Genomic DNA, 23,893 nt, shown 5'->3' on the forward strand with positions numbered 1-23,893 from the left:
AAAAAAGTGAGTATCTCTCATCTCTAGCAGATTTCACTCGATTGAACTTGCCTGTGCTAGCCTTCGGTTCCACTGAATTATCCGCTTGTGACAATCAAAGGGCGGAATGTGGGGGTAAGTCAGCAATAATGATTTCGTTGGCTGTGTTTTCAGAATCGGGGTCAAAAAGAGTTAAGCCTGTGCCAATTGTCCCTATCGTTCCCACTAGGACGCGCATATCGTCTGATTTACGGAAAGAATCTAGCCGTTTTTGGCGTTCTTCCTTGGGGGTTTGTCCGTTAATATGGGCAACTTGATTAGGGAGAAATTCTTCTAGGTATGCAGTAATTTTATCGGATACGTCATCAGTTAGGTAAGTCAGGATGAGGAGCTTTCGCGCTTTTTGTACCTGTTGCTGTAGATAGGCAAGTTTAGCGTCTGTTGCTAGTTTTCGTAATTCAATTAGTTGTTGTGTGGCTCTCGATTTAGACCATTTATGAATATCTAGCATTTGGAGTGCGATCGCTCCCATTACTGGGATGTCCACTTCTAAAAGATCACAACTCGGTAGATGCAGCAATACTTCGGGTTTGCGGCGACGGATGATGTGGGGAAGTAGCGCTTCAAATACATCAGCAATATCGCTAAGGCGACGGCTACTCAGTCGGGAATGGTCAAATTGAGGCGCATCGTTACTGAGAGTTTGCAGCAATGACATTGGCTCGGCTAGTTCATTAATTAGCGGCGTTCCTGTTAGCCCAATCGCTGCACCAGCCGAATTACGTAAAGTTTGCAATGTGACTCGGCGCTGGCTGCTTCCTTGTTCGGCGCGTTGTTTAATGAAGTGAATTTCATCAAGGCAAAGGCAATCAAAAGACTGTTCTGCCAATGCTGCAACTGCCTCTGATTTGAGTAATTCCTCGTAATGCAAAACGTAGAAAGTGAGGCGAGAAGAAGGAGAAGCGGTTAGCGCTTGCTCCAAACCCCGCACAATATCAGCATGGGGAAGACAGCGGCGGATTTCACCATTTTTACTGCACCAAGTATCATCAGCCACAGTTTTAGGAGCAATTAGGACAACGCTGCTAGTACCAGAAGCACATACAGCAGCCAGAAACGAGGCTGATTTGCCCATACCAGGATCGTCACCATTGAGCAGAAACGGATAATCATCATCTTTGTTGCTCAACACTTCTGCCATTCTCCGTGCTGCGTCAGCTTGGTGCAAACGCAAGCGGAAACCATGCCAACCATCATCTGCTAAAGATGCGGCAAAGTTGACAGCTTGCTCAACTTCGAGAGTGAACTGTGCCGCAGCCTCAGCCACAAATTCATTATCTCTATGTTCGGGATAGGTGCGGAGAATGGCAGCTTCTACATCTTCAGCCGTGACGTTTTGGGCAGCGTCTAGCCCACCGTACCAGTTGTACAGCCGTTTGTAGAATGCTTGCCACAACAGTTTAGACGTGAGGAGTGTCAAAACTTCATCGAGGGGTAAGCGCAATTCACCTAAAGCGGAGAGTCCACGAATTACCGCCTGTTCTCGCTGGGTGTCAGGTTCAGTGGCAGTTGATGTAGATTTTACCAACGGTGGATTTTCAGATGTTTCTAATCCGCTGCTTACCAGTGCTTCGACTTCTGCTGTTGAGATGTCTTCGTTTTCCTCAATTTTGATTGGTTCGGTAGCAAGTTCTTCTCTCGTGCTGGCTAGTTGCGTAATGGCAGATTCAATCTCTTCATGTTTGCCGCGTGCGAGACTAGCGTTTAGTTTCACTACTCGCTGATTGCGGTATTCCAGCAATCCCGCACGCCGCAGAATAACCATCACTTGTGCGCCACTCAGAAGGTCGGATTCTGCTAAGGGTTGAATAGCACGAGCGGTTTTTTCTACATCGGCGGCAGTGCGAGGGGTGATGCGTTCGAGACTACTGTAGATAAGGTTAAGACAGTGCGCTACTGCCAGACATCCACCATGCTGCTGTATAGCGCCTGCCAGAGCGCTCTGTCCAGATTGAAGGAGTTCTCTGTTTGTCGGCATTACGCCGACAGTACCGAATTCTTGAATAAAGGCGAAAACCTCACGCTCAACATTGGAAAAATCTTTCCAGTAACCGTGCTGTTTTTTAGCATAAGTCAGCCCTAATCTTTCGGCTACTATCGAAAACCCACCGTGCTTCCTCATAGCATTTTCAAGATCGCTTCGTCCAGCTTCTCTGAGTTCATCACCCGTTGGCATCACGCCGAAAGTACCGAATTTTTCAATAAAGGCGAAAACCTCACGCTCAACACTGAGAAAATCTTCCCAGTAACCAGACCGTTTTTTGGCATAAGTCAACCCCAATCTTTCGGCTACTGACTGCCATCCCCCATGTTTCTGTACAACGCTTGCAAGCCCGGTGCGTCCAGCTTTCATGAGTTCTTCATGGGTTGGCATCACCCCAAGAGTGCCGCTCTCCTGAATAAAGGCAAGAATCTCACGCTTAACATTAGAAAAATCTTCCCAGTAGCCTATCAGTTTTCTTGTATAGCCCAACTTTAAACCCAAGCTTTTAGCTACTTCCGGATATCCACCGTGCTTCTGTATAGCGCCTGCAAGATCGTTGCGCCCAGCTTTTAGAAGTTCTTCATGGGTAGGCATTATTCCAACAGTGCCACTTTCCTGGATAAAGCTGAAAATTTCACACTCCATATTAGAAAAATCTTCCCAGTAGCCTACGAGTTTTCTTCTATAACACAAATTTAAGCCTAGTCGTTTAGCTACTTCCAAATATCCACCGTGCTTGTGTATAACGCTTGCAAGATCGCTTCGTCCAGCATTTGTCAGTTCTTGTTTAGTAGGCATGACACCAAGAGTGCCGACGTTTTGGGTAAAGGTTACAATTTCGCGCTTAACATTAGCAAAATCATCCCAATAGCCAAACGGTTTTGCTGTATATGCCAACTCCAACCCCAGGCGTTTGGCTACAGCAGGTAATCCACCATGATTGTGTATGGCTCTTGCTAGATTACTTCGCTTGGCGCAAAGGAGTTGAGAGTTAGTTGGCATTATGCCTGGTGTGCCATGTTCTTCAATGAAGGCGAGAAGCTCACGTTCAAGATTGGCAAAGTCATTCCAGTAACCATTCGGTTTTCTCTTGCTATCCATAACTCCACTAATACTGTGTTCTTATAGCTTACGTTCCTTAGAAGACTCTACCCTCAAAAGCCAATCGCCACAGCAGCGATATTAGGGAAAACTTTTGAGTTATTACCTAGCTTAGAGTTAGACATATGAGGAATTCTCAAATGCGATTTCAACAACAAGCCATCACTTACACAAGCCAACCTGGAACAACAACTCTACCGATTGATCCGACTTTGTTATTACAGTACGGAAATATTCCAACTGCAATTATTCTGGCAATTGCCATCTTGCTTTGGGTTCTGCGTCCACTAATGCTAAAAAATTCAGGGTTTTCTAAAAAACGGAAATAACTCAATAAATTTAGCCGCTATATCAAATGAGTAACTATATGGACGACTTTACCCGTTGGGAGGAGTATGCTCCTCAAGCCTACGAAGCTATTCGCCAAGCCGATGATGTAGGGGAAATTGCCCGTAATACTGGGGTACCAGAGTACCGCATCCGGCGGATCAAAAACCACCTGTTCTACCGCGAACACCAGCTTGATGATAGAGCTAGGCGCTTCGATCCTGACCCGGATATTGCTGATGCTTGGGAACGGTTGTGTCGAGGGGAATACACCGCCGAGGATCTGGCTCTACTAGAACATGAATACTTTGAGTCCCGGTTTGAAGGCATCTTCCGTACCGACTACCGTACTGCTCACGAGGCGACAGTACGTTCTGGCCGAATCTGGAACCCACCCCTGCCACCTCTGCCATAGTGAAACTGATAGGCTAATAGCAGTCTGTCAAAAATCCACAACAGGAAACGAGGAAAATAGGCATGGCTTTTTATGTGTCGCTTTGGAAAGAAAGTGAAGACGATACCAGCGTCGTCTACTGTTTTGGAATCCATGAAAAGTTATTTGGCAAATTATGGTTAGATAAAACCAGCGGGGTAGTCAAAGAAATCGAGTCTGTTCCGAGTGATAACTCAAAGGCTTTATTTCCCAGAGCAGCAGTTAAAATCCGCCAGCATTGGAGAGAGGGGAAATTTCCCGAAAAAACTTGCTGGGCATCCTAATGTAAGGCTGACGGGAAAGACGATGAAATCCTAAAATCCGATGTATCCGAAATATCAATTGGGGTCGATAGTCCTCAAGATGAAACCCAAGGGAAAGTTTGATGAACTGACAATTCGGGAATTGTTTTGGACTGAACCCATAGCTGCTAATCCAGCCAATGGTTACGGGTGTTATGAAGTTACAGACTCTTCAGGTTCGTTTAAATTAAATAAGCAATAGTTGCAGCGAGAAGCGCGATCGCTCCCCATCTAAATAGCGATCACTGTTAAAATCAAAATTTCTAGCCGACTCTGCAAGTATTATGGGCAACACTTTTGGTCATCTATTTCGGATTACCACCTTTGGCGAATCCCACGGCGGCGGTGTCGGGGTTGTTGTTGATGGGTGTCCACCGCAACTGGAAATTTCCGCTGAAGAAATCCAAGTAGAATTAGATCGGCGGCGACCGGGACAAAGTAAGATCGTCACACCCCGCAAAGAAGCTGACACCTGCGAAATTCTCTCTGGCGTGTTTGAAGGGAAAACGCTGGGAACGCCAATTGCGATGTTGGTGAGAAACAAGGACACTCGCTCCCAGGATTATGATGAGATGGCGCAGACCTATCGCCCCTCTCATGCCGATGCTACCTACGATGCTAAATATGGGATTCGCAACTGGCAGGGTGGTGGCAGATCCTCGGCGCGTGAGACAATTGGAAGAGTAGCAGCAGGCGCGATCGCTAAAAAAATCCTTAAAACAGTCGCCGGAGTCGAAATTATCGGTTACGTTAAGCGCATCCAAGACTTGGAGGGTGTCATAGATCCCAACAACGTTACCCTAGAACAAGTAGAAAGTAACATTGTCCGCTGTCCTGATGCAGAATGTGCCGAACGAATGATCGAAAAAATTGAGCAGGTGGGGCGAGTTGGCGACTCCATCGGCGGCGTTGTAGAATGTGTTGCCCGTCATCTACCCAAAGGGCTAGGTTCTCCAGTATTTGATAAACTAGAAGCAGACCTGGCTAAGGGTGTCATGTCCTTACCCGCAAGTAAAGGATTTGAAATAGGATCGGGTTTTGCCGGGACATTGCTGACTGGCAGCGAACATAATGATGAATTCTCTATCGCGGAAAACGGGGAAATTCGTACTACTACGAATCGCTCCGGCGGAATCCAGGGGGGCATCTCTAACGGAGAGAATATCATTCTCCGCGTGGCGTTCAAACCAACAGCGACGATTCGCAAAGAACAGCGCACCGTGACCCGCGATCGCGTTGAGACTAGACTAGCAGCTAAGGGGCGGCACGATCCTTGCGTTTTGCCCAGAGCGGTGCCTATGGTTGAAGCAATGGTCGCTTTAGTGCTGTGCGATCATCTGCTGCGCCATCAGGGTCAGTGCGGTACTTTAAAGCCTTGAGAGTGAAATGGAAATCAGCCCTTCTTCAGAGTTTGTGGTTCAGTTTTGGGGTGTGCGAGGCAGTATCCCCTCCCCTGGAAAAGATACAGTTCGCTACGGTGGCAATACCTCCTGCGTGGAAATGCGTGTTGGCGGAAAACGCTTGATTTTTGATGGCGGCACCGGATTAAGAATGCTCTCCAAAGATTTGCTCAAAGCTAAGTCAGTGGAAGCTTATATGTTTTTTACACATTACCACTGGGATCATATTCAAGGAGTGCCGTTTTTTGCTCCCGCATATCTGGAAGGGAATTGCTTCCACATTCACGGGGCAGTTCCACCGGATGCAGACTCAATGAAACAGCATTTCTGCGATCGCGTGCTACACTCAAATTCCCCAGTGCCGCTCCAAGAGTTAGCGGCTGACCTGAAGTTCTACGAATTGGTCTGTGGCGATACCTTCAAGGTGGATGATATCACGATTGAGACTGCCCCGCTCAATCATCCCAACGGGGCGATGGGATATCGAGTGACGTGGCAGGGACATACAGTTTTCTACTGCACGGATACGGAACATTTGCCGGATCGCCCAGATGAAAATGTGCTGCACCTAGCCCGCGAAGCCGATGTCTTGATATACGATGCGATGTACACCGACGAGGAATATCACAACCCCAAATCGCCGAAAGTCGGCTGGGGACACTCCACTTGGCAAGAAGGAGTGAAAGTAGCCGAGGCTGCTGGTGTCAAGCGTCTCGCTATCTTTCACCACGAACCAAACCACAGCGATGACTTTCTAGATCAGATTGAAACGCACGTCCAAGAAGTCTCTCCAGGTGGGTTCCTGGCGCGTGAAGGGATGATTGTGCAAGTAAATTAAAGAGTTATGAATTAGGAGGCGAGGAGTTATGAGTTAATAATTCCTCGCCTCCTAACTTTTTAGCGCGATCGCTCCCAACGTGAAATTTCGACTTAGGATGAAAATTGACTTCTAAGTTCGTAGGAGGTAATCTATGCGATTACAGTATAAAATCTTGGGAGCGATTCTCACCATCGGGGCATTGGCAATGCCCGCCTTGTCGCAAACTGATGCCCAAGTAGGGGCCTTAGTAGAAGCGCTACGCAAGGCAGCACCCCAAACCGGAAAAGTAGACGATGGACTCTACAGCGATTGGCAAATTAAACCAGCCAACATCCCCCGGTGGTCGAAACAATGTATTGGGCGATCGCTCTCCACCGCAGAATTTGAAGCCAGCCCCTCGACAGCACGGACAATCCTCGTGTGCGTCATGCGCGATATCTTCCGAGAACAGTATCGCGCCAGCGGCAACAATGAATCTCTAGCAGTGCGACGCGCCGCCGCCTGGTGGATGACTGGCGACCCCAACCGTCACAACAGTAAAGACATCGCCCCTTATATCCAGAAAGTTTCGGGTTTCTACCAGCAGCAGCGCTCTAATCCATCCTCTGTGCCGCCTGCTTCTACCCCCTCTAGACCCCCAGCCCAACAATCTCCCTCACCAAGGCCTACACCCTCACCAAGTCCCACACCTTCACCAAGTCCTACACCTTCACCATCCCCAACCCCCACACCTTCACCATCGCCAACTCCAAGTCCCACACCCTCACCATCGCCAACTCCAAGTCCCACACCCTCACCTACCTCTAGCCAGCCACCAGCAAAACCCCCAGCCCCGGCTGCTACTGCCCAACCTGCCCAGGTAACGGACATTCAGATAGGGGCGCTGGTGGAAGCGCTACGACAGGCAGCGCCGCAAACCGCAACTCCTGACGATGGACTCTTCAGCGAGTGGCAAGTTAAGCCAGACAACATCACCCGCTGGTCGAAACAATGTATCAACCGGGAACTGACACCAACGCAATTTGAAGCCAGCCCAGTCACAGCACGGGGCATCCTAGTGTGTGTCATGGGCGATGTGTTGCAAGACGAATATAAGGTTAGTGGCAACAATGAAGCTGTCGCTGTGCAACGCGCTGCTGCTTGGTGGATGACTGGCGACCCCACCCGCTACAGTAGCAACCCTACCGCCCCTTATACGGAACAAGTTCTGGGCTTCTACCAGCAGTTGCGCTCAAATCCATCTGCTACAGCGCCTGCTTCTACTCCGTCAGCCGCAAAACCAACCGTTGATCTGAAGTTACTTCCACATCGCTAAAGAGATGAAAAAGTAAAAAGTAAAAATGAGTAATTCTGCAATTTTTACTTTTTACTTTTACCAGACTGAGGCGCTAAACCGTTTTTTTTTTAGCGCGATCGCTATATATTAAACTATCTTTGAATTGCCTAAAATGAGGATAATTTAAATGTTATAATTTAAAAATAATTTTTTAAATACTGTTTAATAGTCATAAAACAATAGGCAAAAAGAGATATAGCACTATGCAAGCGACAGCCAGCCAAGAAAAAAGTACCGAAACCCGGCTAAAGTTTCTGGCTCATCTTTATTTCCTTCAAGAATACTCGACCCAATTGGATGCTACTGTAAATGAACTAACCGTCTATCCTCATAAAGCTTTGCGTCTGTCTGAGCGGGACTGGGAACTTTTCATGTCAGTCATGCTAGACCCGCCTGAACCTAATGAAGCTTTGATTTCACTATTTAGAGAGTACGGCAGTTCAAAAGAGTAATGCCTTGTGGATTGGATTATTTCTCCCCTAAATGCCATAGGGCGCAGTGTGAGTAGTCTCAAGAAAGACCCATTTAATTCTGGATTTCTAGACTTAGATAGATATCTCAAACAGTACGCCAAGAAAAACGATGAAAAGGGGATTGCCAGAACTTATGTAGCTTTTGCATCCCAAGACAGTCAAATCATAGCTGGTTATTACTCTTGTTGTGCCAGTGTGGTTGATCATGAAGAATTGCCTGCCGAACTACGGGAGAGCCTTCCTAGATACCCTAGTCCTGCCATACTGATTGGAAAACTTGCTGTGGATCAGTCGAGGCAGGGAAGAGGTTTGGGAAAGAGGCTGTTGTTCCACGCTTTAGAAAATGCAGTTGATGTATCCCAAAAGGTAGGAGTCTATGCTATTACGGTTGATGCCATAGATGAAGAAGCAAAGAGTTTTTATAAAAAGTACGGTTTTCTAGAATATCAGGATACTCCGCTTTCGCTTTTTATTTCTATGACAACCATTAAACGAGCAATTGATATCAGGCGATCGCAATCAGACGAGTAGAATAAAGATTGTCCATCATGACTGCATTTGGTAAACCTTGAGCGCCTTATTCCAGAGATACATCGTTATGCCATTGTGCAGAAGCGCATCTCTTAATTGCCATTCCCAGGCAAGAAGTAACGCAACCGCCATTGTCCTTTTGTACGCACAAAACTGACGCGGTAATCTGTTTCTTGATCGTAGACATAGCGATTGAGAATCCAGCCTTGCTGACCATTTTGCAGCTTCACTGGTGTCCAACCATCAACAACCTTTTCTTTAACTGCCTTCTGCATACGCTCAGGCAAACTGTTAAAAGTGTTGCCGTCAAATGCTACAAATTCGTGAGACACTACCCCGACAATTTTACCACCCGCTCCCGGCTCAGAACGAACATTAACGTCTTGTCCTAAAATTGCCAGTTGCCCGACATTGGGTTTACTTGGTCTAATAGACTCCAGCGCTTTTTTGACATCTGGACAAATCCAGACATCAGAACCAGGTTCTTTGTTGGCAACTTTACCCTGATTGTCGATGGCACAATCTAAACCGGCTGCCTTATTCATATACGCCCAAAACTCAGAGTTCTTGTCGTCAATGTTGTAAGAATCTAAAGTTAGCGTACCGCCATAATTCCATTCAGTTTCTGGTGTTACAAGGGAGCGAATAAAGTTAGCATCCCGCCGATTAACGGCATCTACAAGACGCAGGCGAAATTGGAAAAATGTACTTTTGTCAGGTTGATTATTTTTAATTATACTTGGTTCTGTGGTTGGTACACTTGGTTCGGTGGTTGACGGTGTAGACGGTGAGGGAGATACGACTGTAGCTGGGGGCGTGGGATTCTCGGTTGTCGGTGTTGGGGAAGGTAGAATGTCAGATGCGGGTAGAGGTGAGTGGCTGTTGCGATAGCCAATTGTTGCTAAAGTAGAACCAGCGATCGCGCCCATTGCGATCGCGCATATTATTATAATGTTATAAAGCTTCATCGTTATCCTCCTCTTACTTATCCCAAGTTCCTAAAATTCAACTTCTCTGATACTGCTGAATGTGAGTTAGTCTTTTTTTCGCATAACAAAACCTTCACCATTTATTTTTAGTCTGGTAAATTATTTCTAATATTTATTCAGGCTTTCAGGATAATTTAGCGTACAAAATCAAGCGCCATTTTTTTATTTCACGCGATTCATAGCTCTTTTACGGCAATAAAACTATTTTATTTATGGACAATCCAAACAATAACCTTAGCTTTTAGCTTTGACCATGTACTACATTCAAACCAAATAAAACTAGGATTGTTTTAATTTTTATAAGAATTTAGACGTTGCTCTCAGATGCAGGTTCCCCAATGACGGCGTTGACAACATTAGAGTAGCAGCCGAGAAAAATTACTTAAGATGATGTAGCAAAATAAAGAATAAGGTTTAAGCATATAAACTGGCTACTGGTAGGGTGGGCAATGCCCACTCTACTTGCTAGATGGTTGAATTAACCCATGAGAATCACGGTATCAATAACGTGAATGACACCGTTATCAGCTTCAATATCTGCTGCTAGAACTGTGGCATTTTTTACCTCAAAACCATCAGAGCAATCAATCCTAATGGGTGAACCTTCAACTGAGGTGACAGAATTAAGTTTTGCTAAATCAGCCTTCATTAACTTGCCGGGGACGACATGATAGGTGAGAATCCTGGTTAACTGGGGAATATTTTGTACTAGGGTTTGTATAGTTCCCGGTGGCAGCTTAGCAAAGGCATCGTCATTAGGTGCAAAGACAGTGAAAGGGCCAGGGCTTTTCAGCGTGTCTACCAACCCGGCAGCTTGGACAGCCGTTACTAGGGTTTTGAAAGAATCGGCGCTAACTGCAATATCAACAATGTCAGCCATGTGTTTCAACTCATCAGTCGTAAAAACTCTAGTAACAGTTTAGAGTGGAGAATGCCCACCCTGACTTGAAAAAGTGTTGAGTGCTGATTTGGAGAGTTATCGAGAGGGAAGAAGAGGAATAGCGATCGCGTCTTTCTGGCAAATCTTAAAGCAGCTTAACGTGGGCGCAAAGACTATCCTGAATCTGGGAAGGCAGTTAAATCAAAGCTACCAGGCATCTCCTGGCAAGATTTTAGCTGCTGCATCGGGTTCCCCATCATGCTTGCAGCAACCCAGATTACTTCCAGCCAAGTGACTCCAGAGGATTAGTATAGAAGCGATCGCTTTACCGTCCGCAGCCCCTATCTAAAATCATCGGAGTCCGAGAAATTCCGACCTGCCAAAATCTAAAATTCAAAATCATATCCTCAAGCCTCGTACAATTAACATATTGTTTGCTTTGATTCAGGAACTGATTCTATGCCCCAGGCCGTGGGAACGATTGAAACATTGGGTTTTCCGGCTGTACTAGCAGCCGCAGACGCAATGGTTAAAGCTGGCTCAGTCACGCTAGTTTATTATGGACTCGCGGAAAAAGGTAACTTTATAGTTTCCATCCGAGGAAGAATATCCGAGGTAAATATCGCCGTTGCAGCTGGAATTCAAGCAGCCGAAAAAGTCTACGGCGGCGAAGTTATCACCCACTACATCATTCCCAATCCGACTGAAAACATTGAAACTGTGATGCCCATCAACTTTTCGCCGAAAGTTGAACAGTTCCGTATGTTGTAGTTATATAGCAGTCCTAAATGATTCTTGAAGGCAAGATACCCGACTTCTTACAGAAGTCGGGTATCTCAAGGGCTGGTATCTCACCCCACGAAAGCCAGCGATAATTAGATCCGTTTTTCCAGATACTGACCAATCATCTGCTGTTCGCCAGCACGAGAAATGATGGTTTGGCGGGTGCGGTAATTGTCACCAATCAGTTTTAATTCTTCTTCAAACACAGAGCCGTTGTACTCAGTCCGCAAGCACAAAGTTTTAGGATTAGTGAAGGAATACTGGGCTGTCACTGGCTTGGGGGTAGCAAAGCCGCGATCGCGATACAATATTTTTCCCAAAGCACCAAATATTGTTGAACCCTTAGATTCTTTGCGGCCTGTCACTGAGTTTGTACTGTTCCATTCAACGTAAGAACCGCAAATCATCGCCCCTGGATCTTCCATTTCGTGCATCTTGCCTAAACGCACGAGTTCGGGACAACCTTGTTCCAAAAACCGGATGGCGATCATACTTACCATCTCTTTAGTTTCTCCATCCGGTAGCGTGTAGTAGCGTCGTTCAGAACGCCAGTTCCCTTCGGATTCCCGAAAAAAGGCTGTGATTAGGGATTCCTCGGCTGTTTGGGTAAATTGTATCAGTGATGTCACCAGTGCCAGTCCTCACCAAAATGAAATGAACGGTTGTGCTTAGTGTCTAGTTGAAGATAAGTAGTTTTTTTTGTAGCATTGGCTACCTCTATAACGTACTTACCCTAACTTTTTTCACCCTAGCTAGAGGCATTTGACTTATAGCTCTAGCTACTTTTACTCGCTTTTAGTTGCCAGTCGCTTTTTCTAGTTACACGTAATCTAGGTAACTCAGTTTAGTGGCACCCGATCGCATTCCTTTCTGGCACCACCCTATGAAGGGAGCGACCTCTAACCTAAAAGGCAAGCTTCTGTTAACATTCTTAATATAGCTAAAAATACCTAATATATGCTCTACCATGCGGAATAATGTTAAGATTCGATCAGCACTAGCTTGCGAATAGGCATTTGTGTGCTGTGGAGTTGACTAAATAGGACAACTTTAAGCAGAAGCTTCCAGGCCGCTAGCGAAAACACAGATGGAAACGCCATCTGTATTGCCATTACTATTTTTCCTTGTCGGACAGAAAAAATGGCACCACGCAGTTCTAAATAAGCTTGTAAATCCTGAAGGTTAGGAATAGAAGACTTGCGCTTTTCACTGACTAACAGATAAAGGAATAAAATCTTGATATCCATCTGTTTTTGGTAAGAGCGCTTTTTGCGGGGAATTTTGAGTAAAGCAACTGTGCCGAAAAGCTTCTGTGTAACCTGCGAAAACACAGTGTCGAAGACAAGTTTAATGGCGCTGAAAATCTTTTGTTGATTGAAAGCTGCCATTCGATCAAATTTAAAATTAATCGGCAATTCTTGGCTGTAGGCTGGGTTGGGTTGATAATTTTCATGGATGACGTCACCAAGCCTTTCAGAGAATAAAATTTGCTTCTTTAGATTTTTTTGTTGAGAATAAGATTGATTTTTTGATAGTAAGTTATTTCTGGTTAAAAGCTTCCAGGCAAAGGGATTGAAGACCGCTATTCCAGCAAGTTCGCAAGCAGTTAAAATCTTTTTTTGCTTGAGAGCTACCAGACTCCAATGAAGTTTTAGATAATTTTTAATATTTTGAAATGATGGAAGATTAGCCTGATGTTCTTGACTGACAAGAGCATAGATTTTTTCTTTCATTAAGATATTGATATCTAGCCGCCTTTGCAGGGCTGATTTTTGATTATTTCCTCCAGTCCAAATCGTGCGATAGGCAAGACATTGATTAAGAAAAACGGCATCGCCAAATTGGGCGATTCTAATCCAAGAATCAATATCATCGCAGACATCTAAAGTAGTATCCCAACCCCCGGATTTGAGGAAAGCATCGCGACGAAAGGCAACTTGAATAGGGGTGCCAAAAGGGACAAGTTCCAGCAACATCCCATAATGAATGTCTTCTTGAGGAATATAAAAAGCTTTTCCTGGGCCAGCTGGTTTGGTTCTGGTGATTTCAACTTCATTGACATCAACCTGAGCAGCCTGACAAGAACAGATTACTGCGTTTGGACACAACGCGATCGCATTGTACATCTCCTCTAAACAATTGGGTGCCAGATAGTCATCATCATCAACTGGCTTAACCCACTCACCTTTGGACAGCTGCACCCCAGCATTCATCGTTGCGGAGTGACCGAGATTCACCGAGTTGCGGTGATAAACCAGACGTTCGTCACCTGACTCACGCAGCTTTTTCGCCAAACTACTCACATAAGCTTCGGTTTCATCCGAGGAGCAGTCATCAGCAACAATTACTTCACAGGGTAATGTTTGGGCAAGAGCAGTGTCAATTGCCCGCCGCAGCAAGGAGAGACGGTTATAAGTCGTAATAACGATGCTGAATTTCATCCCAGTTCCACTTGGGATACTTCAGCTAACTTAGCCTGTCTTGATGAAAAAAGAAAACGTGGAAAGTACCAGTTTCTCAAATTTTTCAAGCCCATTTCTTTGTCTCGTTCCCAGACTCGCGCCTGGGAATGTTGTCTCTAGAGGCGACCGCCTCCAGTTAAGTTAGAAATTATAACCCTTCGACCCATACTGAAAATGACCAAAGCAGAGCCTCTGTTTAGGCGTTCCCAGCCAGAGACTCTTAACGAGGAAGGGTATTATTTACTCGGTGCAAAACATTGGGACGTGAAATTGCCATGCAACCCGTAAGGGACATGATGCTTCAAGTGCAGCCGCGCCACTGGCCCTTTATTCAAGTCGCCAGCATCCAAAATTACTACATCAGAACGGTGATGAGTGGAGTCGTAGACAAAAGCTAGCAGCCAGCCTTCATCTTCACCTAATGTACCCGGACGGGGAACAAATACAGGTTCGCTGACAAAGCCTTGCGGTGCAACACTCCAGAGTTGACGCTCTCCCGTCTCTAAATCCACCTTCAGAATAGCTTGTAGAGGCGCATTGCCAGTAGCATTATGGGCAGCACCCATATATAGGTAGCGATACGGTCGTCCGACCCGTTCCGGATGAACGCTGGGAAACTCGCAGCAACGACCTTCTAAAAGTTTACGCTGTACTGTTTTATCATTCAAATTGAGCGTAAATCGCCACATCTGCCCTGGTGCAAGTTCCTCAAACTTCACCTCACGATAATCGGAATCCGCTTCCACAGATGGAAAAGACTCATAGCAAATCGAGTCAATGCAAATCTTATCGTCTTGCTCAAAAGCATTGGCATGGTGAAAGACAAAACCAGACTCGGTTTCTAAGATTTGCACCTTCCCTTGTTGGGGGTTGCGGGGAATTACTAAAATCTTGGTGGGTTGGTCAGGCTGAAACTGCACACACTCCCCAGCACCGCGAACTCCAAACACAAAAGGTAGGGGATTGAAGCTTACCGGGTTTTGAAAGAACAGGCAGTAGTTAGGCGTAATGGCGAAATCGTGGATAAAGGCGAAGCCAGGAACGCTGTGAGCGTGACGCTGTACAACTTTGCCAGTCGAATCTAACTCATAGATAGTAATAGTAGTGGAAAGACCCGGTTTAATCGCAAAATTTACCAGTCTTTCGCCGTCAATTCTGGGGTGGGCGGCGAAAGCATCACCGTTGTGTAAAACGCCGTCCAGGTAATCTTTCCCCAGCGTTTCTAGAGTTTGGGGATCTAATTGGTGGGGTTCTGCTGCTTCCCACAAAGCTAAGAGTTTGTCACCCCAGTAAATAACGTTAGTGTTGGCAATGTTTTTGAGTTTGAGGTCAAAAGCATTTGCCAGCCAACCACCGGGCTTTTGGGTGCCGAAAACACCGCGATAGAGGATTTTACCAGCTGCTTGTTCTTCCACATAGCCCTGTGTGCGGACAAAGCGGTTACAAAAATGGGCGCGGCCGTTGGAGAAGGCGACTCTACATATCATCCCATCTCCATCAAAGGGGTGATGGATACGTTGCCCGTTTACATCCAGCAATCCAGGGCCATTCCGGAAAAGTGTCCCTTCTAACTCTGCGGGAATCTGTCCTTCAACATCATCAATCCAGTAGTCAAACTCTTGTGGCAAGGATTCATAACCTTTTTGCCACTGTTTAAGGTGGTAGGGAAGTTCATCAAGCGCCTCTGTTGGCACTGGAAAGCGTTCTTGAGTGGGCAAGTTCTGCATAAAAAAGGCAAAAGGCAAAAATTAGCTTCTAGGTTGGTTTGAGCGATCGCGTCCAACAAATGTAGGATTAATCTTGGGTAAGGTTCCTCAAACCAACCTACTGAGTTTATTCGGCTGGTTCTTCTACTGTGGGGATGAGTTCGGGCATAAAGTCGGGAATAAAAGGTATGTCCCGATGATGATTGGGAATTGATTGGCTACGCATAACCGATGCTGTTGCAGGTTGCAAGGCTGGCACCTCCCCTTCTACTGGTGCCTCGTGGGCTTTTGCTGCTGGTAGCCAACCTATTAGTGGCAGGGGCAGCAGCGTTGATAAATTTGTAATTACTACCAGCTGCCATAGATTTTCAAAGTTGGTTTCGGTGACACCTAGCCAATAGGTAAGGACTGCTCCTAGTTCGTGGGACAATAGCCCTGCTAAATTTGTCACCGACATCAGCAGCGCAAATAAGGTGGCTTCTACACCAGGGGGACACAGCCGTGCTGCGAGTACCAACACGGGCATATAGGCAATTTGTCCCATAACTGTCAAAATCAGGCTGTCTCCCAAGCTGAACCAGCGATCATCGATGCCGAGACTGCGGTTAGCATGAGTTACCAAAATCAGCATAGTCATGCCAAGGACAGCTGATATGACATTTGTCCAGGCGAAAATGGTACGGAAGGGAACGGCTTTGAGAAAGCGTTGGAAAAGGAAAACCCCTATTAGGGAGGCGATACTGGTAACTAGGCGCACCCGTCCCAGAAACTCTGGCTCAAATCCCAGTTCGTTAGTGGTGAAGAAGAAGAAGGCGCTATCTGCCGAGGGTGTGGCTTGCCAGAGGAACAGAAAGACGGTTGGTAGCCAGATGGCTTTTTGGCTAACGGCTTGCCGCAGTTGTTTTATCTGGTGCAAGACGGTGGAAGCGTCTCTGTCCTCGCTTAGTGGTTCTTCTGCAATTAACCACGCCACTGCTGACACAATTAGCGGGAAACAGGCAGTAATCGCAAATATGGTATGGTTGCCGAAGTGTTGCAGTAGTGAACCGCTGAAGTAAGCTGTTAGCAAGCCTCCGAATGATGATGCTCCCCAGCACAAAGATTGCAGGGAACCAGCTTCGCTCTGAGACTCGGCTCTGGCTCGTTCTACCACTAGGGAGTCTACAATTACGTCACTGACAGCAACTGAGAGGGATGAAAGCGCGATCGCAGCTGTTGCTGCCCAAGCTGTGTGAACTATTGTTGCTAAACTTACCCAGGACATCGTTCCCAATATCCCCGATAAAATTAGGTAAGGTCGCCGCCTATAGCCAAAAATCGGCAAGCCATCCGAAAGAAAACCAAATAACGGCTTTACCACCCACGGGATGGCGGCAATACCCATTAAAGCTGAAACCTGAGCCGGAGAAAGCGCTAGTTCATCTTTGAGAAAAAAGCTGACTGCCAAACGCGCCAGCCCCAAGATTCCCTGCACCAAATACACTACTAAAATCGCAGTTAACTCAGGAGTAGGCTCGTGACCAAAAAACACCTTTTTCAAGAAGGAGTCTTTTTTCGGAGACATACCAGAGGTGGAAAGCTGCATTGATTAAGTTATCTTAAGATATTTCAACATTTATATAATGATAGCTTCCTATCCTGGAGGCTGTAGCGAAGTAGGGAAAGTTAGAAGTTGTAGGAGTGGGTGAGAAACCCGCCCGTATTGAGTTAAAAGTTATTTTCGGGAGTCCGGGAGTGAAACGAGAAATTCTCCCGATCGCCCAATGTCTTGAAGTTGAGGGGCATAGCCCATCATTCCCCAAATGCCATAATGTGGTGAGCAAAAATAATTCAGATGTAAACGGCTTTTTAGAATCCAAGATATCTGTGCTATCCAAGCTGGCTGATGACCTTAAGAGTAAATTTCCAGACATTGGTGGCGTGCGAGTAGTAGCGATCGCGTGCCTTACCGTCAGCAGCGTCATACTAGGAGTGCGCGAAGCAGGCTGGTTACAACCTGTAGAAATTGCCGCATTTGACAAGCAGATGCGCCTGCGTCCAGATGTAAGCCCCGACCCCCGGCTGCTAATTGTGGGCATCACAGAATCCGACATCCGCGCTCAAAATCAATGGCCTTTACCTGACCGAGTTTTGGCGCAGCTCTTGACAAAAGTGCAATCATTAGAACCAAGACTCATTGGTCTAGATATACATCGCAGCACCCCACAAGAGCCAGGAAATGCTGAACTCAGGGCTAGACTCCAAGACCAAAACATTATCGTTATTAAAAAGTTTGGTGATACAAATCTCGATTTTGTGCCGCCGCCGCCGGGAATTCCCGATAAGCGCGTTGGTTTTAACGACTTTGTACTCGACCCTGATGGTGTCATCCGCCGTAACCTGTTGTTTGTCTCCGACGGTAAAAAAACTTCTTTCTCCTTTTCCCTACGTTTGGCTCTTGCCTATTTAAAGAGTCAAGGCATCTCATCGCAGCAAAGCCAGCAGAATCCTGAATATATGCAGATAGGGCCATCGGTATTTGTCCCTATAAAAGCAGATTCTGGTGGGTATAAAAAGATTGATGATCGAGGCTACCAAGTTCTGCTCAATTACAGATCGCGGATTATTGCACGGGAAGTTACTCTTACCCAAGTATTGCAAGGGGAAATTGACCCCAGTTGGGTAAAAGATAAGATTGTGCTAATTGGTACAACTGCACCCAGCGCTAAAGACGTTTTCGGCACCCCCTACAGCCCAGCCGAACAGCAGAACGCGAAGATGGCGGGAGTTGTGGTTCATGCGGCGCTGGTGAGCCAGTTTCTCGACGCGGCAACTGGCGCAAGACCCCTATTTGGGTTTTGGTCTGAGAGGAGGGAAGTGCTGTGGATTGTCGGCTGGACGTTGTTCGGTGCTAGCCTGGCTTGGTGGTGCCGTCATCCCCTAGTGTTGATTCTGGGCTGCGGCATTGGTGTAGGAATTTTGTTAGGTAGCTGCTTTTATTGGTTTACCCAGATGTCTCTCTGGGTGCCTTTTTCGTCTCCAGTGTTAGGATTTATCCTGGCTAGTGGCATAGTTATTACCTACCGCTCTTATGATGCACAGCAACAGCAAAAAATCGTCATGAAGTTGTTGGGGCAGAATACTTCGCCGGAGGTTGCCAAGGCTCTGTGGAGAGGACGCGATCGCTTGCTCAAATCCGGTAAACTACCCGGTATCAAGCTAACTGCGACAATGATGTTTGCTGACATCAAAAATTTCAGCACCATCTCTGAACAAATGCCGCCGGAAGCTTTGCTGGAATGGCTAAATGAAATGCTGGATGTGTTCGCCCACCAAGTGCTTAGCCACCAAGGGATTATCAACAAGTTTACGGGCGATGGCTTTATGGCTGTGTTTGGGGTGCCAATGAATCGCGTTCACAAAGAGGAGATTGCAGAGGATGCGATTCGGTCGGTAAAATGTGCTTTAGCAATAAGCGATCGCCTAGAAGAACTGAACCAAAATTGGAAATCTCGCGGTTTGCCAGTCATTCAAATGCGACTCGGAATTTATACGGGCCCCGTCGTCGTAGGGAGTCTAGGCGGCAAAGACCGCTTGGAATACGGTGTCATTGGCGACAGCGTTAATATTGCCTCCCGCCTCGAAAGTTGTGAAAAAGACCGACAAGAAAGTAACTGCCGCATTCTCATCGGTCACGAAACCTTCGTTCACCTTCACGAACAGTTTCTCGTTGAATCCTGGGGGCCATTGCCACTTAAGGGTAAGCAACAAATGGTTGATGTCTATCGAGTGGTGGGACTCGACAGAGCGGGAGAGTCGGAGAGTCGGAGAGTGGAAGAAGGAAATAAATATTAACAAAAATATTAATCCCTTCATTAATAAATTTTGTCAGATGGGTTGAGGAACCAAACTCAGCATACAGATCATCGGAAAATTTAACATTAATTCATTAATAATTTTTGCATTAATCTAAGCTGTGTCATAAAACGTTAAGTTTTTACTGCGATATCAGCAGTATGCTTAATTATGAAAAGCCAGTAAGTAAATAAAACGACTGCTATAAATTGCAGTTATCATACCCTCATTAATTACGTGATTAATTGGGCATGAAATCTATAAAAGCAAAGAGATTTTTCTGAAAAAGAGGCACTTCAATGATTGAAAAAATTTTATTAGCCGACTCTGGAACCGGACAATCTAAAGAAATGCTCAAGGCTTTGATGGAACTGCCTTCAATCCAACGAGCCTCAGTCAGCATATTACACGTTGTTCCTTCCCAAGTTACCAGTGAAGCCTTGACCGCAAAATGGGAAGAAGGGGGCAGAATTCTCGCTACTTCCATGCAGACATTGAACCTCGACCCAAGTCGCGTTTCTACCATGCTACAACAGGGCGACCCAAAGACTACAGTTTGCCAGGTAGCTGAAGACATTAATGCTGATTTAATTATTATGGGTTCGCGAGGCCTGAAGCGCCTAGAGTCCATTTTAGAAAATTCCGTCAGCCAATATGTTTTCCAGTTGTCCTCTCGTCCGATGTTATTGGTTAAAGACGATATTTACGTCAAAAAAATTAACCGCATCATGGTAGCAATGGATGGCTCTGACTCCGCAAAACAATGCTTAAGTCTGGCTATGTTCCTGTTGCGAGATATTAAGGGAGGAATGCTGATATTGGCTCACGTCAATAAGGCGCGGACAGCCTTTGCTGAAGAATCACAAGCTAACCCAGAAAAAGATCCCGTCCTTGCACCAGCGATCGCAGAAGCGAAAAAACAAGGCATCGCTTACAAGTGTGTCACGGGTACTGGTAAGCCGGGGCCACAAATCTGTCGTTTGGCAGAGGAATTAAATGTCGATCTACTAATGCTAGGTTCCCCAGACCGTCGTCCCTCCATCGCCAAGGGTTTACCGGATTTGGATCGGCTGCTGGGAACTTCCCTATCCGACTATGTACGGGTTTATGCGAATTGTCCCGTGTTGTTAGGACGCACAGCTACTGCTTAAAGCGATCGCCTAAAAAATAGCAAAACCCCCTCTAGCTAAGGCTATGGGGGGATTTTGTTTGACGCAGACTATTAAGGATTCTTGTTGCTTTCGCGGCTAGCAGTTTGGATGTACAGAATCAACAAGAAAACTGTGGGAACCAGCACAAACAGGATGCTGGCGACAAAACCAAGATCGTTAACTTGCATTGAACCCAGCCTTTAATTAACTTCTAAAGCACCACCTTTAAGAATATCTCATTTCAATCCCTAATAGGGAGCTTAAGTAAGATAAAACCGCCACTAGATTCAAATACACGCCCCAGCCGACGCGGGTCAACCCAGTTCACCAGCAACCGACTAAACAAAACGCCAATCTCGCTACAATCAATATCTGACAGCCCCATAACCTTATTCCTATTTTTGGGACTCGTTTTTGTCTAGATATAGTTCGCTGGTCTTAATAACTTTGGTTTTCAAGCATTGAGCTGTGGTTGGTCAATCCAGGTAGGGAAAGTTTTGGTCATGTTGAGCCTATTAGCTTTAAAAAGAAAAGAGTCTCTAACTTAAGTAAGGTTGCCTATTTGCGATCGGCCCGTAAGTTAACTGACTGGTTTCTCTGGGAATTTTCCAGTGTGATAGGTGGTTTCCTGAAGCAAATGGCTAACCAGGAGTTTGAGAAAGAACAACGGCACAAACCATTCCAGACCAAGCGTGGGGGTCACGACGTAGCGATCGCCCAGCAGCGATAATCCGTAAAGCCCCAGAGCAACCGGGCGCTGGAGATACAAAGGCGATCGCAAAATCAAAATTGATGCCCCCAGCAGGTAGCCAGATGTGCCAAGCCAGAACCCCCAATCTCCTCCCCGAAACAGCACCGCTACGAGTAAAACATGGATGAGATGGAGGGACACAAATGCTAGATGCTGCCGCCAACCCTGTCCAGGGCGATGATACCAGCGTTTAGCAGTAGATGTGGCATTAGTCAGGACACCCCCGACTAAATCGAGCGCCAAAAGCGCGATCAGTCCTAATTGCAGGGGTGTCCACTGGGCGGGGAGGGTTAGCGCATAGGCTGGAGCCGCAACCATCGCTACCAAGGGCGGCACAAATTGCAACAGCAACTCAGCTTTTGTTGCCCCTGGCCCGGTCAAGCGATCCACCAGACCGCCCAACCCGTTGCGGGGCGAGACATCTCTCCAATCGGAGTCCATAGGACAACCTCATAACACTTGTTATGCTCAAAAAAATAACAACTGTTATGATAATGTGTCAATAGGATTGCCCCCTGTTTCAGTTCCCTTGATTGTCATGTCCCAACGCGATCGCCGTCTTGAAGTCTCTGAAGCTGCCTGGCGGGTCATTGTCCGAGAGGGGTTAGATCGCACCAGTATGCGGGCGATCGCTCAGGAGCTTGGTTGCACCACAGGAGTCGTAACCCACTATTTCCGAGATAAGCAAGAGTTAATTCTCTTTGCTCTCAATCAAGTTACTCAGTCCCTTCTCAAGGCAATGCAGGCCCAGAGAGCGCAGGAGCTTGGAGTTGATCGCCTCCTAAAGATGGTGTCAGCATTTTTGCCCCTTGATGTTGAACGGCAAGCTGTTCTCAAGGTCTGGTTAGCCTTTTTGGGATACGCCGTTGGACGAGATTCCCTGATGGCTGAACACCAACGGAGTGCTGCCCAACTCCGTGAGGTAATTATGCAAGAGTTACAAACTCTTCAGTCAGCCAAACTGATTCGAGATGATGCAGACCTTGAGTTAGAAGCCAACGCCCTCTTAGCCGTTGCCAATGGAGTTAGCCTAGACTTCCTCATTCAAGCCAAACACCTCAGCCCGGAGCAACAGCAACAGGTTATCCGACGCTACGTTGATGAGTTGCTGTCTACTCATATCAAGTAATGGTTATGCCGATGCAAAGCAGTATGACATTTAGCAGCATTGTTGCATTATTCAGTGCCATGATTGTTCTGGCTTCTATTCCCAGCGTCAGTGTATTAGCTGTCACCACAAGAGCGGCTACATCTGGATTTATTCATGGTGTTTTCACAACCGTAGGAATAGTGCTTGGTGACATCATTTTCATAATGATAGCTATTTGGGGGCTGTCGTTTCTTGCTGAAGCGATGGGAAGCTTATTTGTACTAATAAAATACCTGGGTGCGGCTTATCTTATATTGTTGGGAATAGGGTTATGCAGGTTAAAATCAAAGAATGTTGAGACACCAGAGGTTGTAAAATCTTCTTTGGTGTCCAGTTTTTTGACTGGATTGTTGATTACATTGGGCGACCAAAAAGCGACTTTATTTTATCTTGGGTTTTTTCCAGCTTTTCTTGATATTTCCAAAATATCTTATTGGGATACGCTCATCATTATCGCAATTACTACAGTAGCCGTAGGCGGTGTAAAACTTGGTTATGTGTTCCTGGCGGATAGAGCTAAATTTTTTATTAGTTCCAAAATAAGAAAAAGAATAAACATTGCTGCTGGCTGTGTAATGATTGCTGTTGGAGTATTTTTACTAACAAAAGCTTAATTAAGTAGATGGATTTAATTATTTGTAGGATGGGTAGAGCGACTAAGCGTTACCCATCAAACCCATGTCAACATTGGGTGAGGTTACTCAACCCAACCTACATTACTCATCAAAACAATAAGTCTTAGAAATCCCAAAGATAATTGGGGAATTGGAAATATTTTTAGCCAAGGGAGAATGAGATTAAAACAAATAAATGGCAAACTAATTAAAGAGAATTTATTTAAAATGTTTAATCGCCGCGAGTATCCCCAATTTATGGGAAAATTAGCTCAAAGTTCCCCATAAATTGGGAAATTAAGTAGTTTTTCCACCGTCTAAGCGTCTCGATTATCACTTTTGGGATATTTTAGAAAGGCCCCTACTGGCCTTTTCACCATATTTTGAACAGGTGTAGAGACGTTTTATACAACGTCTCTACATTGCTGTGGAAATTAAGAAGAAGCCTATCGGGGCTTTGTTTTCACGCTTACTGGGCCATTTACCACCACTTGACAAGCTAAACGGTAGGTTTCTGGTTTTTTCTTCAGTTTCCGGGTTTCAAAATCAGTCCGAGGCGAAAGATTTTCCATACCTTCCTGAATTTCCACAATACACGTAGCGCATTGACCGTAGCCCCCGCAGTTCATCATCTTTCCCCTAAGGGTATAGATATCAATGCCATTCTCTAGGGCTTTTTCTCTTAAGTTAGCCCCATCAGCTGCGATCGCTTCCCGATTTTCGTTGACAAACGTAATATTAGCCATCAGCCCTTTTCGCTCACATCGTTCCTATTAAGAAATCTTAAAAAATTTTACGAAGTTAGCAAAGGTGATATGTACTGAAAC

General features: G+C 46.0%; 24 protein-coding genes and 2 pseudogenes. 15 read left to right on the top strand and 11 right to left on the bottom strand.

Annotated elements, in window-relative coordinates:
- Positions 1-94: 94 nt before the first annotated feature.
- On the bottom strand, positions 95-3,124 hold the full coding sequence (locus H6F74_RS11830; protein ID WP_190441059.1) for an SNF2-related protein: 3,030 nt from the start codon (positions 3,122-3,124) through the stop codon (positions 95-97).
- Between the two features lie 140 nt (positions 3,125-3,264).
- On the opposite strand from H6F74_RS11830, the gene H6F74_RS11835 reads away from it, so the two are divergent.
- From H6F74_RS11835 to H6F74_RS29980, 9 genes are all read left to right on the top strand, one after another.
- The gene (locus tag H6F74_RS11835) at positions 3,265-3,453 is read left to right on the top strand and encodes a hypothetical protein (RefSeq protein WP_190441061.1); all 189 of its coding nucleotides are present in this window, start codon (positions 3,265-3,267) and stop codon (positions 3,451-3,453) included.
- A 26-nt stretch (positions 3,454-3,479) separates the two neighbouring features.
- Positions 3,480-3,866, top strand: coding sequence for a hypothetical protein (locus H6F74_RS11840; protein WP_199301116.1), 387 nt, complete (start codon positions 3,480-3,482; stop codon positions 3,864-3,866).
- Positions 3,867-3,928: 62 nt separating this feature from the next.
- On the top strand, positions 3,929-4,168 hold the full coding sequence (locus H6F74_RS11845; protein ID WP_190441063.1) for a hypothetical protein: 240 nt from the start codon (positions 3,929-3,931) through the stop codon (positions 4,166-4,168).
- Positions 4,169-4,208: 40 nt separating this feature from the next.
- Complete coding sequence (locus H6F74_RS11850) at positions 4,209-4,388, top strand: hypothetical protein (RefSeq protein ID WP_190441065.1); 180 nt, start codon at positions 4,209-4,211, stop codon at positions 4,386-4,388.
- 82 nt (positions 4,389-4,470) lie between these two features.
- Positions 4,471-5,565, top strand: a complete 1,095-nt coding sequence (gene aroC, locus H6F74_RS11855; protein ID WP_190441075.1) for a chorismate synthase — start codon at positions 4,471-4,473, stop codon at positions 5,563-5,565.
- A gap of 7 nt (positions 5,566-5,572) precedes the next feature.
- On the top strand, positions 5,573-6,424 hold the full coding sequence (locus tag H6F74_RS11860; protein ID WP_190441078.1) for an MBL fold metallo-hydrolase: 852 nt from the start codon (positions 5,573-5,575) through the stop codon (positions 6,422-6,424).
- 133 nt (positions 6,425-6,557) lie between these two features.
- Positions 6,558-7,721 (top strand): hypothetical protein, encoded by a 1,164-nt coding sequence (locus H6F74_RS29285; protein ID WP_199301117.1) that lies wholly within the window; start codon positions 6,558-6,560, stop codon positions 7,719-7,721.
- 224 nt (positions 7,722-7,945) lie between these two features.
- Positions 7,946-8,194 (top strand): DUF1778 domain-containing protein, encoded by a 249-nt coding sequence (locus H6F74_RS11870; protein WP_190441081.1) that lies wholly within the window; start codon positions 7,946-7,948, stop codon positions 8,192-8,194.
- 6 nt (positions 8,195-8,200) lie between these two features.
- The gene (locus tag H6F74_RS29980; RefSeq protein WP_199301118.1) at positions 8,201-8,746 is read left to right on the top strand and encodes a GNAT family N-acetyltransferase; all 546 of its coding nucleotides are present in this window, start codon (positions 8,201-8,203) and stop codon (positions 8,744-8,746) included.
- A 92-nt stretch (positions 8,747-8,838) separates the two neighbouring features.
- Here the strand turns inward: H6F74_RS29980 and H6F74_RS11880 are convergent, their stop codons facing one another.
- Together H6F74_RS11880 and H6F74_RS11885 are read right to left on the bottom strand one after the other, a co-directional pair.
- Positions 8,839-9,714: an SH3 domain-containing protein gene (locus H6F74_RS11880; protein ID WP_190441084.1), complete on the bottom strand. Its 876-nt coding sequence runs from the start codon at positions 9,712-9,714 to the stop codon at positions 8,839-8,841.
- Between the two features lie 499 nt (positions 9,715-10,213).
- Positions 10,214-10,615: a fasciclin domain-containing protein gene (locus tag H6F74_RS11885; protein ID WP_190419719.1), complete on the bottom strand. Its 402-nt coding sequence runs from the start codon at positions 10,613-10,615 to the stop codon at positions 10,214-10,216.
- A 76-nt stretch (positions 10,616-10,691) separates the two neighbouring features.
- Between H6F74_RS11885 and H6F74_RS11890 the strand changes: the two genes are divergently transcribed.
- Together H6F74_RS11890 and H6F74_RS11895 are read left to right on the top strand one after the other, a co-directional pair.
- A complete protein-coding gene (locus H6F74_RS11890; protein WP_190441087.1) occupies positions 10,692-10,910 on the top strand; it encodes a hypothetical protein in 219 nt (72 codons plus the stop codon).
- A 164-nt stretch (positions 10,911-11,074) separates the two neighbouring features.
- Positions 11,075-11,386, top strand: a complete 312-nt coding sequence (locus tag H6F74_RS11895) for a carbon dioxide-concentrating mechanism protein CcmK (RefSeq protein ID WP_190441090.1) — start codon at positions 11,075-11,077, stop codon at positions 11,384-11,386.
- 104 nt (positions 11,387-11,490) lie between these two features.
- Here H6F74_RS11895 and H6F74_RS11900 read toward each other — a convergent pair whose 3' ends face one another.
- The 4 genes and pseudogenes from H6F74_RS11900 to H6F74_RS11915 all read right to left on the bottom strand — a co-directional run bounded on the left by H6F74_RS11900 (position 11,491) and on the right by H6F74_RS11915 (position 17,151).
- Entirely contained in the window at positions 11,491-12,027 is a 537-nt protein-coding gene (locus H6F74_RS11900; protein WP_190441091.1) for a phycobiliprotein lyase, read from the bottom strand.
- A gap of 921 nt (positions 12,028-12,948) precedes the next feature.
- Positions 12,949-13,839: pseudogene (locus H6F74_RS31005) on the bottom strand (glycosyltransferase family 2 protein); the annotation flags it as partial.
- Between the two features lie 257 nt (positions 13,840-14,096).
- On the bottom strand, positions 14,097-15,587 hold the full coding sequence (locus tag H6F74_RS11910; RefSeq protein ID WP_190441096.1) for a carotenoid oxygenase family protein: 1,491 nt from the start codon (positions 15,585-15,587) through the stop codon (positions 14,097-14,099).
- Positions 15,588-15,693: 106 nt separating this feature from the next.
- Entirely contained in the window at positions 15,694-17,151 is a 1,458-nt protein-coding gene (locus H6F74_RS11915) for a folate/biopterin family MFS transporter (RefSeq protein WP_190441099.1), read from the bottom strand.
- 95 nt (positions 17,152-17,246) lie between these two features.
- On the opposite strand from H6F74_RS11915, the gene H6F74_RS11920 reads away from it, so the two are divergent.
- Positions 17,247-19,400, top strand: a complete 2,154-nt coding sequence (locus tag H6F74_RS11920; protein ID WP_347269507.1) for an adenylate/guanylate cyclase domain-containing protein — start codon at positions 17,247-17,249, stop codon at positions 19,398-19,400.
- Between the two features lie 299 nt (positions 19,401-19,699).
- Positions 19,700-20,551 (top strand): universal stress protein, encoded by an 852-nt coding sequence (locus H6F74_RS11925; RefSeq protein ID WP_190441102.1) that lies wholly within the window; start codon positions 19,700-19,702, stop codon positions 20,549-20,551.
- A gap of 71 nt (positions 20,552-20,622) precedes the next feature.
- On the opposite strand, the gene psbM is transcribed toward H6F74_RS11925, so the two are convergent.
- From psbM to H6F74_RS11940, 3 genes and pseudogenes are all read right to left on the bottom strand, one after another.
- Positions 20,623-20,739: a photosystem II reaction center protein PsbM gene (gene psbM, locus H6F74_RS11930; protein WP_190414683.1), complete on the bottom strand. Its 117-nt coding sequence runs from the start codon at positions 20,737-20,739 to the stop codon at positions 20,623-20,625.
- Positions 20,740-20,816: 77 nt separating this feature from the next.
- Positions 20,817-20,939 (bottom strand): annotated as a pseudogene (locus tag H6F74_RS11935) (Uma2 family endonuclease); the annotation flags it as partial.
- Positions 20,940-21,131: 192 nt separating this feature from the next.
- Positions 21,132-21,743 carry a hypothetical protein gene (locus tag H6F74_RS11940; protein WP_190441104.1) on the bottom strand — a complete coding sequence of 204 codons (612 nt, stop codon included), beginning with the start codon at positions 21,741-21,743 and terminating at the stop codon, positions 21,132-21,134.
- A gap of 97 nt (positions 21,744-21,840) precedes the next feature.
- On the opposite strand from H6F74_RS11940, the gene H6F74_RS11945 reads away from it, so the two are divergent.
- Positions 21,841-22,431: a TetR/AcrR family transcriptional regulator gene (locus tag H6F74_RS11945; RefSeq protein WP_190441222.1), complete on the top strand. Its 591-nt coding sequence runs from the start codon at positions 21,841-21,843 to the stop codon at positions 22,429-22,431.
- Positions 22,432-22,442: 11 nt separating this feature from the next.
- A complete protein-coding gene (locus H6F74_RS11950) occupies positions 22,443-23,066 on the top strand; it encodes a LysE family translocator (RefSeq protein WP_190441225.1) in 624 nt (207 codons plus the stop codon).
- Positions 23,067-23,512: 446 nt separating this feature from the next.
- Here the strand turns inward: H6F74_RS11950 and H6F74_RS11955 are convergent, their stop codons facing one another.
- On the bottom strand, positions 23,513-23,812 hold the full coding sequence (locus H6F74_RS11955; RefSeq protein ID WP_190425669.1) for a 2Fe-2S iron-sulfur cluster-binding protein: 300 nt from the start codon (positions 23,810-23,812) through the stop codon (positions 23,513-23,515).
- Between the last annotated feature and the right edge of the window lie 81 nt (positions 23,813-23,893).

Origin of the sequence: Trichocoleus sp. FACHB-90 (assembly GCF_014695505.1) — a bacterium.
In the GTDB taxonomy this organism is placed as follows: Bacteria; Cyanobacteriota; Cyanobacteriia; order Cyanobacteriales; family FACHB-T130; genus Funiculus; species Funiculus sociatus.

What these genes read in the sequence shown, in the direction of transcription:
- H6F74_RS11830 (WP_190441059.1), bottom strand. Translation starts at nt 3,124, where the DNA reads ATGGATAGCAAGAGAAAACCGAATGGTTACTGGAATGACTTTGCCAAT.
- H6F74_RS11835 (WP_190441061.1), top strand. Translation starts at nt 3,265, where the DNA reads ATGCGATTTCAACAACAAGCCATCACTTACACAAGCCAACCTGGAACA.
- H6F74_RS11840 (WP_199301116.1), top strand. Translation starts at nt 3,480, where the DNA reads ATGAGTAACTATATGGACGACTTTACCCGTTGGGAGGAGTATGCTCCT.
- H6F74_RS11845 (WP_190441063.1), top strand. Translation starts at nt 3,929, where the DNA reads ATGGCTTTTTATGTGTCGCTTTGGAAAGAAAGTGAAGACGATACCAGC.
- H6F74_RS11850 (WP_190441065.1), top strand. Translation starts at nt 4,209, where the DNA reads ATGTATCCGAAATATCAATTGGGGTCGATAGTCCTCAAGATGAAACCC.
- aroC (WP_190441075.1), top strand. Translation starts at nt 4,471, where the DNA reads ATGGGCAACACTTTTGGTCATCTATTTCGGATTACCACCTTTGGCGAA.
- H6F74_RS11860 (WP_190441078.1), top strand. Translation starts at nt 5,573, where the DNA reads ATGGAAATCAGCCCTTCTTCAGAGTTTGTGGTTCAGTTTTGGGGTGTG.
- H6F74_RS29285 (WP_199301117.1), top strand. Translation starts at nt 6,558, where the DNA reads ATGCGATTACAGTATAAAATCTTGGGAGCGATTCTCACCATCGGGGCA.
- H6F74_RS11870 (WP_190441081.1), top strand. Translation starts at nt 7,946, where the DNA reads ATGCAAGCGACAGCCAGCCAAGAAAAAAGTACCGAAACCCGGCTAAAG.
- H6F74_RS11880 (WP_190441084.1), bottom strand. Translation starts at nt 9,714, where the DNA reads ATGAAGCTTTATAACATTATAATAATATGCGCGATCGCAATGGGCGCG.
- H6F74_RS11885 (WP_190419719.1), bottom strand. Translation starts at nt 10,615, where the DNA reads ATGGCTGACATTGTTGATATTGCAGTTAGCGCCGATTCTTTCAAAACC.
- H6F74_RS11895 (WP_190441090.1), top strand. Translation starts at nt 11,075, where the DNA reads ATGCCCCAGGCCGTGGGAACGATTGAAACATTGGGTTTTCCGGCTGTA.
- H6F74_RS11910 (WP_190441096.1), bottom strand. Translation starts at nt 15,587, where the DNA reads ATGCAGAACTTGCCCACTCAAGAACGCTTTCCAGTGCCAACAGAGGCG.
- H6F74_RS11915 (WP_190441099.1), bottom strand. Translation starts at nt 17,151, where the DNA reads ATGCAGCTTTCCACCTCTGGTATGTCTCCGAAAAAAGACTCCTTCTTG.
- H6F74_RS11925 (WP_190441102.1), top strand. Translation starts at nt 19,700, where the DNA reads ATGATTGAAAAAATTTTATTAGCCGACTCTGGAACCGGACAATCTAAA.
- psbM (WP_190414683.1), bottom strand. Translation starts at nt 20,739, where the DNA reads ATGCAAGTTAACGATCTTGGTTTTGTCGCCAGCATCCTGTTTGTGCTG.
- H6F74_RS11940 (WP_190441104.1), bottom strand. Translation starts at nt 21,743, where the DNA reads ATGGACTCCGATTGGAGAGATGTCTCGCCCCGCAACGGGTTGGGCGGT.
- H6F74_RS11945 (WP_190441222.1), top strand. Translation starts at nt 21,841, where the DNA reads ATGTCCCAACGCGATCGCCGTCTTGAAGTCTCTGAAGCTGCCTGGCGG.
- H6F74_RS11950 (WP_190441225.1), top strand. Translation starts at nt 22,443, where the DNA reads ATGCAAAGCAGTATGACATTTAGCAGCATTGTTGCATTATTCAGTGCC.
- H6F74_RS11955 (WP_190425669.1), bottom strand. Translation starts at nt 23,812, where the DNA reads ATGGCTAATATTACGTTTGTCAACGAAAATCGGGAAGCGATCGCAGCT.